9 protein-coding genes are annotated in these 8,874 nt (G+C 74.5%); 1 reads left to right on the forward strand and 8 read right to left on the reverse strand.

What is annotated here, in order from left to right; all coding sequences use genetic code 11:
* From AC2CHG_RS27725 to AC2CHG_RS27755, 7 genes are all read right to left on the reverse strand, one after another.
* A partial coding sequence (locus AC2CHG_RS27725; RefSeq protein WP_484525906.1) for an HAD-IC family P-type ATPase occupies window positions 1-1,236 on the reverse strand: 1,236 nt, incomplete at its 3' end.
* Window positions 1,237-1,310: 74 nt separating this feature from the next.
* A complete protein-coding gene (locus AC2CHG_RS27730; RefSeq protein WP_402810872.1) occupies window positions 1,311-1,784 on the reverse strand; it encodes a macro domain-containing protein in 474 nt (157 codons plus the stop codon).
* 29 nt (window positions 1,785-1,813) lie between these two features.
* The gene (locus AC2CHG_RS27735; protein WP_262011859.1) at window positions 1,814-2,197 is read right to left on the reverse strand and encodes a DUF1622 domain-containing protein; all 384 of its coding nucleotides are present in this window, start codon (window positions 2,195-2,197) and stop codon (window positions 1,814-1,816) included.
* Window positions 2,198-2,282: 85 nt separating this feature from the next.
* A complete protein-coding gene (locus tag AC2CHG_RS27740; protein WP_262011860.1) occupies window positions 2,283-2,948 on the reverse strand; it encodes a TcmI family type II polyketide cyclase in 666 nt (221 codons plus the stop codon).
* A gap of 53 nt (window positions 2,949-3,001) precedes the next feature.
* On the reverse strand, window positions 3,002-4,228 hold the full coding sequence (locus AC2CHG_RS27745) for a cytochrome P450 family protein (protein WP_262011861.1): 1,227 nt from the start codon (window positions 4,226-4,228) through the stop codon (window positions 3,002-3,004).
* Window positions 4,225-4,545 (reverse strand): putative quinol monooxygenase, encoded by a 321-nt coding sequence (locus AC2CHG_RS27750; RefSeq protein ID WP_120569519.1) that lies wholly within the window; start codon window positions 4,543-4,545, stop codon window positions 4,225-4,227. Before AC2CHG_RS27750 ends, AC2CHG_RS27745 begins: the two co-directional genes overlap by 4 nt.
* Complete coding sequence (locus tag AC2CHG_RS27755; RefSeq protein ID WP_484525907.1) at window positions 4,542-6,809, reverse strand: FAD-dependent oxidoreductase; 2,268 nt, start codon at window positions 6,807-6,809, stop codon at window positions 4,542-4,544. The genes AC2CHG_RS27750 and AC2CHG_RS27755 overlap by 4 nt, the downstream gene beginning before the upstream one ends.
* Before the next feature lie 194 nt (window positions 6,810-7,003).
* Here AC2CHG_RS27755 and AC2CHG_RS27760 point away from each other — a divergent pair, with 194 nt between their 5' ends.
* The gene (locus AC2CHG_RS27760; RefSeq protein WP_357208997.1) at window positions 7,004-7,762 is read left to right on the forward strand and encodes a class I SAM-dependent methyltransferase; all 759 of its coding nucleotides are present in this window, start codon (window positions 7,004-7,006) and stop codon (window positions 7,760-7,762) included.
* A gap of 58 nt (window positions 7,763-7,820) precedes the next feature.
* On the opposite strand, the gene AC2CHG_RS27765 is transcribed toward AC2CHG_RS27760, so the two are convergent.
* A partial coding sequence (locus AC2CHG_RS27765; RefSeq protein WP_484525908.1) for a helix-turn-helix transcriptional regulator occupies window positions 7,821-8,874 on the reverse strand: 1,054 nt, incomplete at its 5' end.

Here is an 8,874-nt window from a genome sequence, read left to right on the forward strand (position 1 = left end):
GGCGTCGGCGGCGGCGACCAGCGCCCGGGCCAGCGGGTGCTCGCTGTCGGCCTCCACCGCGCCGGCCAGGGCCAGGGCGGCTGCCTCGTCCGTCCCGCCGGTGGCGGCCACCCCGGTCACCGTGTGCCGGCCGGTGGTGAGCGTGCCGGTCTTGTCGAACAGGACGGTGTCGACGGTGCGCATCCGCTCCAGCGCGAGCCGGTCCTTGACCAGGATGCCGGCACGGGCCGACAGCGCTGTCGACAGCGCCACCACCAGCGGGATCGCCAGGCCGAGCGCGTGCGGGCAGGCGATCACCAGCACCGTCACGGTGCGTACCACCGCCTGGTCGGGGTCGCCGAGCAGCGCCCAGACCGCGAACGTCGCCAGGCCGGCGAACGCCGCCAGGTAGAACAGCAGCGCGGCGAACCGGTCGGCGAGCACCTGCGCGCGCCCACCGGAGGCCTGCGCCTCGGCGACGAGCCGCCCGATGCCGGCCAACGCGGTGTCCGCGCCGACGGCCTCGACGCGTACCCGGAGGGTGGAGTCGGTGGCGACGGTGCCGGCGACCACGCGATCCCCGGCGGCGCGGGCCACCGGCCGCGACTCGCCGGTGATCATCGACTCGTCCAGCTCGGCGGCGCCCTCGACGATCCGCCCGTCGGCCGGCACCCGCCCGCCGGGGCGCACCAGCACCACGTCGTCCACCCGCAGCTCGCCGACCGGCACCGGATGCGGCCGCCCGGCGTCGTCCAGGCGCTCGGCGTCGTCGGGCAGCAGCGCGGCGAGGGCGCCGAGCGCGCCGCGCGCCTGCCCGACCGCCCGCATCTCCTGCCAGTGGCCGAGCAGCATGATGGTGACCAGCGCGGCCAGCTCCCACCAGAAGTCCAGGTCGAACAGGCCGAGGCTGGTGGCGGCCGAGGCGACGTACGCGACGACGATCGCCATCGAGATCAGCAGCATCATGCCGGGGGCGCGCTCGCGCAGCTCACGCAGCCCGCCGGTGAGGAACGGCCAGCCGCCGTACGCGAACACCACGGTGCCGAGCACCGGGCCGACCCAGCGCACGCCCGGGAACTCAAGCGAGTAGCCGAACCAGTCCATCACCATGTGGCTGGTGGCGACGATCGGCACGGTCAGCGCCAGGCTCAGCCAGAACCGGCGGCGGAACTGCTCCGGGTCGTGCCCGGCGTGCGCGCCGTGACCGCCGCCGTGGTCGCCGTGGTGGCCGGTGTCGTGACCGGATCCGTGCTCCATCGCACCACCATACCCCCTGGGGGTACCTGTCGGTGCCGGCTCGGCGAAGTGACGCGGGCGACAGGCGGAGGTCACTACCTGTCGTAGACGGTCACCGGGATGCCGCGGTCGGACAACGCGCGCCGGATCAACGGCTCGATCCGCTGCCAAGAGCCGCCGGCCAGCCCGCAGCCGATGCGCGGCATGTGGACCGACGCGCCCAGCTCCTCGGCGTGTCCGGCAACTGTCGCGAGGCAACGCTCCACCGCGTCGTACCGGATCGGCGGCCCGGCGCTGCCCCGGCGCATCCCGCGCTGGCCGACCATGTTGGCCACCCACAGGTCCGGCGCGACCCGGACCAGCCGGACGGCACCCAGCCCGAAGTCGTTGCCGGCCCGGTGCTGGTGCCACTCCCGGTAGTCGCGTTCCGGCTCCGGCCAGCGCCGCGAGACGGCGAGCACGAAGCCCTTCCCCCACCCGCCGATATCGTTGCAGACATGGGCGACGATCTTGGGGCCCTTCGCCTGCGGGCTCGTCGCGTCGCCGCGCACGATCCGGAACTCCGCCATGCCCGCATGCTGCCGCAGGGGTACGACGCTCAGCGCTGGGGGCGGGCGCCGACGCTCGGCCGGGCGGCCGGAGTCCGGCCCTGCCAGGGCCAGCGGCCGTCCAGCTCCACCTCGAGGGAGAAGCTGAGGAACGTGCGGACCAGCACGATCAGCGCCAGCACGCCGACGCTGGTGAACGTGGGCGACACCGCTACCGTACGGATGATGTCGCCGCCGACCAGGAACTCCAGGCCGAGCAGGATGGCCCGGCCGACCCCCTGCCGGTACGCCCGGTAGTGCGCGACCACCTGCCGGGTCCGGGCGCAACGCACCGCGAACACCGCCGTGGCGACCGCGACGCCGACCGCGATGACGAGCACCCCGGCCAGGTCCAGCAGCGCCCCGACGTGCTGGACGATCTCCTTCGTCGACACCCGGCACCCCCGCACCAGCCTGGCGTACGGCCGGTCGCGGGGGCGGCGTTTCCGCGCTCCCGGCCGACGGGAGCGCGGAGCGTGCTCAGTCCTGGGCCTGCCAGCGGTAGAAGACGGTGGCCACCGAGTCCTGCGGGCCCTGCCACTTCTCCGGCCGGTACGGCTCGATGTACGGGCCAAGGTCCTGCATCACCTTGCCGAAGGCGGGCTTGTCGCCGTGCTGGTCGCGGGTCGCCTCGGCCGCCGACGACTCCTGTTCGAGCAGGTGCACGTAGACGTCGTCGATCGAGTAGAGCCAGCGGCCGGTGACACCGAGGTCGGCCGGGAGCGACCCGGCGTCGGACTCGCCGAAGACCCGTGCCACGTCCGGTTCGGCGCCGGGCTTGATCCGCCCGACGATCACGGTGAGCGTGGTGTCGGCGGGCGGCTCCCCCTCGGGCGCCCAGTGGTAGAACTCCTTCGCGACCGAGTCCGACGGGTTCTTCCAGTAGCGCGGGTACGGGGTGACGTACGGGCCGATCTCCTCGGCGATCTTCTGAAAAGCGGGCAGGCCACGGGTCTGCCCGGAGATCCGCGGGTCCTGCTCCCGCTCGATCACGTGGAGGTAGAGGTCGTGGTGCGACAGCAGGTACCGGCCGATGACGCCCAGATCCTGCGGCCGGGTGGCCTGATCGTAGTGGCCGAACACGCCGCCGACGATCTGCTCGCTGCCGGGGACCATGTGACAGACGATCACGTTGCGGAAAACCATGACTGCTCCTTGAATGATTGCGACGGGGGCGGCGGCGCGAGACGGCGGCGCCGTCAGGCGGTGAAGGTGACAGGCAGTTCCAGCAGGCCACGGAACGGCGAGGCGGCGGGGAGCCGGCGCACCTCGGCGAGCGGCACGCCGAGACGCAGTCCGGGCAGCCGGCGCAGCAGCGCGCCGAGCGCGAGTTCGGCCTCCATCCGGGCCAGCGAGACGCCCAGGCAGTAGTGGACGCCGTGCCCGAACCCGAGGTGCGGGCCCCGGACCCGGCGCAGGTCCAGCCGGTCCGGGTCGGCGAAGTGCGCCGGGTCGTGGTTGGCCGCGTTGATCGCGACCCCGACGATCGCGCCGCGCGGGATGCGTACGCCCTGGTAGTCGACGTCCTCGGTGGCGATGCGCGGGCTGGCCACGGGCAGGGGCCCGTCGAAGCGCAGCAGCTCCTCGATCGCGGCGGGCAGCAGGCGGGGCGAGTCGCGCAGCAGTTCCATCTGCTCGGGGTGGGTGAGCAGGGCCAGCACGGCGTTGCCGAGGAAGTCGGCGGTGGTCTGGTGCCCGGCGAACAGCAGCAGGAACGTGGTGGTGACCAGTTCCGCCTCGGACAGCGTCCCGTCCCGGTCGACGGCCTTGATGAGCGCGCCGATGATGTCGTCGGCCGGGTCGTCGCGTTTGGCGCGGACCAGCCCGGCCAGGTAGTGGTGCAGCCGGAGCTGGGCCTCCTGCACCGCCGCCCGCTCCTGCGCCGGCGGCCGGCTGGTGGAGCCGGAGGTACGGATGACCTGGGTCCAGTCGAGCACCCGGTCGTGGTCGGCCGGCGGCACACCGAGCAGCTCGCAGATGACTGTCATCGGCAGCGGAATGGCGAACTCGTGCATCAGGTCCGCCTCGCCGTGCGGTGCCATCTTGTCGATGAGCTGATCGACGATCGACGCCACCCGGGGGCGCAACGCCTCGATCCGCCGGGGCGCGAACGCCTGCGACACCACCCGGCGCAGGCGGGTGTGCTCCGGCGGATCGGAGTTGAGCATGTTGCGGTTCAGGCCCTCGGAGTTCGGGCCGAAGATCTTCAGGTAGTGCTGCCCCGGGCCGTACAGGTCCTTGGACAGGCGCGGGTCGGTCAGCGCGGTGCGGGCGTCGTCGAATCGGGTGATCAGCCAGGAGTCGAAGCGCGGCGAGCCGACCGGGCAGACCGGCCGCTCGGCGCGCAGCCGGGCCAGCGCGGGGTACGGGTCGGCGGCGAACCCGTCGGTGTAGAGCTCGCTCGCCGGCATCACGTCGTCGGTCATCGCCCCTCCCCCGGCTCGCCGGCCACGCTGTGCAGCACCTGGTAGGTGTGCCGGTCGGCGGACTCGCGCAGCTCACGGATGATGCTCAGCAGCCGGTCCCGGTGCGTGCTCCGGCCGAACGCGTCCAGCCGCTCGCGGTCCGCCCAGTCGCTGATGATCAGGTAGCTGCGCGGGTCGTCGGCGTCACGGACCAGGTCCTGGTGCAGGCAGCCGTCCAGCGTGCGGATCTGTTCGGCCGCGGTGAGCCACTCCGCCTCGAAGCGCTCCTCGCAGCCCTCCCGGGTCCGCATCGACAGCACGGTCCGGACCCGGCTCACCGGACACTCCCGAAGACCAGGTGCAGGTGCTTGCGCAGCGCGTCCGGGTCGACCGGCGCGCCCCGGAACCCGATGTGCCCGTCCGGGCGGATCAGGTACAGGCCGGTGCCGGCCAGGCCGTACCCGGCGCGGAAGCGGCGCTCGGCGTCGCGCACCACCGGCGGGTCGAGCAGTCGCGGTTCGCCGGCGTCCGGGTCGAGCAGCAGGTACGCGTCGAGTTCCCCGCCGGCGAGCCGCCGCGCGTCGGCGCACAGGCCGGTGAACGCGGCCAGCTCCTCAACGCCGGCCGTGCGGTCGGCGTAGAGCAGCAGCGTGTGCCGGGTGCCCCGGGTGAGGTCACGCAGCCGCAGCGGGTGGCCGACGCCGCGCCGGCGCAGCCCGTCGACGTCGGGCGCGATGTCGCCGGGGCGGGGCGCGTCACCGAGCGCGGCCGGGTCGGCGACGGTCTCCCCGACCAGTGGGCTGCCGGCGTAGCTGAGCAGCATGGACATCTCCTGGAGGAACTGCCGTTCCAGGTCGGCGCGGTCCACCTCCTCGGTGCCGGCCATCCGTACCGCCCGGCCGACGATCTCCTCGCCCTCCGGCCGCCGCTCGGTCTCGTAGCTGTCCAGCAGGCCGGGCGCGGCGAGCCCGCGTACCGCCAGAGCGAGCTTCCAGGCCAGGTTCCAGGTGTCCTGGATGCCGGTGTTCATGCCCTGGCCGCCGGCCGGCGGATGCAGGTGGGCGGCGTCCCCGGCGACGAACACGCGGCCGTCGCGGTAGCGGTCGACGATGCCGTGGCTGATCCGGAACACCGACGACCAGCGCAGGTTGCTCGCCCGGGTGCCGGGTGGCGCGAGGCGGTCCAGCGCCGCCTGCACGTCCTCGATCGTCGGTTCGTCGAGTTCCTCGCTGAACCCGGGCGGGGCGTCGCGCCCGCCGGTCTGGGCGAAGAACCGGGGCGGGGCGAGGGTGGCGATGCGGTAGCGGTGCTCGCCGCGCAGCGGTACGCAGACGAGCATCCCGTCCATCTGCCCGTCGGTCATGTGCAGGAACCGCAGCAGGTGCCCGTCCGGCATGTCCCAGTCCACGTCGACGTCCACGAGCATGAACAGTTGCGGAAACCGGCCGAGCCCGCCGGTGAAGGTGAGCCCGAGCCGCTCCCGTACCCGGCTGTGCGCGCCGTCGGCGCCGACCAGGTACGCCGCGCGTACCGTCTCGGTGCCGCCGTCGGCGGTGCGGACGGTGGCGGCCACGCCGTCGGCGTCCTGGGTGAAGTCGACGAGTTCGGCGCCGCGCTGCGGGCGGACGCCGAGGGTGGCCAGCCGGGTGGTGAGTATCCGTTCGGTCTCGTACTGCGGCAGGCCGAGGTGGTCGTACGGCAGGCCGGGCAGTTCCCAGCTCATCCGGTGGGTCTGCTCGCCGTTGACGAAGACCGTGTTGCCGGTGAGCCAGATGCCGGCGTCCATGGCCTCCCGGACGACACCCTGCTCCTCCCAGATCTCCATGGTGCGGCAGTGCACACCGATCGCCTTGTCGGCGTGGCCGGGCGGGGTGACCTGCTTGTCGATCACCAGGCAGTCGATGCCCCGCCGGGCCAGTTCGACGGCGGCGGTCAGCCCGGTGGGCCCCGCCCCGACGACGAGTACGTCTGTTGTCCTGTGCACGTCGGCCTCCCAGCCCGTGGTGGGGTGTCGGCGGTCGTCCGCGTCTGGCACGACGTGGAACAGCCGGCGCCGGATGTCGAGAAGGAACGGCGCGATCGGCCCGGCCTGCGCGGAGGCGTGGGCCGGGTCGCCGATCCAGGCGAGGAACGGCGCGGAGCCGTCCCACTCGGCGAAGATGTGGTGGATGTCCGAGCCGGGCTCCCGCAGCAGTTGTTCGCGGCGGTAGCCGGGTATCGCCGCCATCCGCCGGACCACCTCGGGGTAGCCCCTGTGGAACTCGGCGAGCCGGTCGAGCGGCACTGTGAGTTCGACGTCCACGTAGACCGGACCCGTCCCGTCCCCGGTCTCGCGCATCAGGGGGTAGCCGGGGTCGCCGTCCGGCTCGGTCAGCGGCCGGAGCAGGTCGGCCAGGCGGGCCGCCACCGGCCCGCGCCGGTACGCGCGCAGCGCCGCGTCGTCGGCCCACTCGGTGACGACGACGAAGCCGCGCGGGTCGAGGGCGTCGCGCAGCAGCTCGTGCCGCATGTTGCCGGGCAGTGCGCCGAGCTGCCCGGCGACCGTCTCGAAGGCCGGCCCGACCGCGGGCTCGCAGCCGGGGCGCGCGCGCAGCCGGAGCATCGTCCTGATCATGCAGCCCCCTCGAACGGTGCCGTCGTCGTGCCGCGACCCTGCCGCAGCGCGCGTCACCGCCTCGTCACCGTCGGCCCGCCGGACGTCCGGCCCCGGTGACGCCGCCGGGACGCCCCCGCTTATTGCAAAAGTTTGGCAACAAGCCTCGACAGGGTCGCCTGCTGGTAACTATCGTGAGGGGTATGACTCCTTACGATCTGGATGTACGGGCCTGGCAGGAGAGCTGGGACCGGCAGCAGGAGGCGTACCTGCCGGACCGGGAGCACCGCTTCGACGCGATGCTCGACGCCGTCGAAGCGGTCACCGGCGACCGGCCGCCACGGGTGCTCGACCTCGCGGGCGGCACCGGATCGATCAGCCTGCGGACGCTGGCCCGCCGGCCCGACGCCGAGGTGACGGTGCTCGACCTCGACCCGGTGCTGCTCACCCTCGCCGAGGCGGCGCTGGCCGGGCGGGCCACCGTGGTCACCGCCGACCTCAACCGGTCCGACTGGGCCGCCGCGCTGCCGCACCGCGACTACGACGCCGTGCTCACCGCCACCGCGCTGCACTGGGTGGACGGTCCGCGCCTGACCGAGCTCTACCGCGAGATCCGCGACGTGCTGCGCCCCGGCGGCGTGTTCGTCAACGCCGACCACATGCCCGACGACGCGATGCCGACGCTCACCGCACGGCTCGGCGAGCGCGCGCGGGCGCGCCGGGACGCCCGGCACCGTGCCGGCGCGGCGCTGTCCTGGCCGGACTGGTGGGCGCAGGCGGCCGACGACCCGGTGCTCGGCCCGCTCGTGGAGAAGCGGCGGCAGATCTACCCGACCGGGCACAGCCCGGAGTGGAACCCGCCCGCGGCATGGCACCTGGACGCGCTGCGCGCGGCCGGCTTCACCGAGGCCGGCGTGCTCTGGCGCGGCGGCGCGGACGCCGCGGTGGCCGCACTGCGCTGATCCCGGCGGCGCGCCCGGCCCGGCGGCCGACACCACGCGGGCCGAGGACGGCGGGCGGTCAGGACAGCAGGCGGGCCAGTTCGGTACGCGAGCGCACGCCCAGCCGGTGGAAGACGTTGCGCAGGTGGTGGTCGACGGTCCGGGTGGACAGGCACATCCGGGTGGCGATCTCCCGGTTGGTCGCCCCCTCCGCGACCAGCCGGGCGATGTGCAACTGCTGCCCGGTCAGCATCTGCTCCGGGCCGCGCCGCACCGGCCCGACCGACTCCCCCGCCGCGCGCAGCTCCTCCCCCGCCCGCTCGGCCCACACGGTGGCGCCGAGCAGCGTGAACGCCTCCCGGGCCCGGTGCAGGTGCGCCCGGGCGTCCCGGGGGCGGCGCCGGCGGCGCAGCTCGCGACCGAACAGCAGCTCGGTGCGGGCGCGCTCGAACCGGTCGGTGTCGGCCGGGTGCAGCCGCAGCGCCGCGTGGAACTCCCGTTCGGCCTCCGGGCCGCCCCGGGGTGCGAGCAGCGCCCGGCAGCGCGCGGCCAGCGCCCGCCGCGACGGGCTCGCCGTGCTGCTGGCCCAGTGGTCGAACACGGCGAGCGCGGCGGCCGGCCGCCCGCCGTCGTGGGCGGCGGCCTCCACCAGGTACGGCGTGGCCATCACCTGGACCAGCACCTGGCCCCGGCCGGTGCCGGTACGGGCCAGCGCGGACAGCCGGGCCACCGCGTCGGCGTACCGGCCGTCGATCAGGTCCAGCACGCCGAGCGCCCAGCGGGCGTACGCGTCCGGCCGGCTTCCCGGTGCGGCCCCGTCCCCGATCTCGGCGATCCGGGCCAGCGCGGCGTCCCGGTCGGCGCGGACCGCGGCCAGCACGGCGAGGATGCCGAGGTGCACCTGGGCGCAGACGTGCTGGCCGGTGGCGCGGGCGGCGCGCACGCCCTCGCGGGCGGTCTCCGCCGCCGCCTCGTGCCGGCCCAGCCAGTACTCGGCGACTGCTCGCAGCTCCAGCGCCCGGGGCAGCAGGGACAGCTCGCCGCGCGAGCGGGCCAGCTCGACCGCCCGGCCGGCGAGCCGGTGCGCGGGACCGTCCACGGCCACGAGCAGTGCGGCCGCGGCGGCGCAGACG

The sequence above is a fragment of the Micromonospora sp. ATLC20 genome, from assembly GCF_057196585.1.

Excerpts from the sequence above, each read along its gene's own strand:
- AC2CHG_RS27730 (WP_402810872.1), bottom strand. The coding sequence starts at position 1,784 with ATGGCGGAGTTCCGGATCGTGCGCGGCGACGCGACGAGCCCGCAGGCG.
- AC2CHG_RS27740 (WP_262011860.1), bottom strand. The coding sequence starts at position 2,948 with ATGGTTTTCCGCAACGTGATCGTCTGTCACATGGTCCCCGGCAGCGAG.
- AC2CHG_RS27745 (WP_262011861.1), bottom strand. The coding sequence starts at position 4,228 with ATGACCGACGACGTGATGCCGGCGAGCGAGCTCTACACCGACGGGTTC.
- AC2CHG_RS27755 (WP_484525907.1), bottom strand. The coding sequence starts at position 6,809 with ATGCTCCGGCTGCGCGCGCGCCCCGGCTGCGAGCCCGCGGTCGGGCCG.
- AC2CHG_RS27760 (WP_357208997.1), top strand. The coding sequence starts at position 7,004 with ATGACTCCTTACGATCTGGATGTACGGGCCTGGCAGGAGAGCTGGGAC.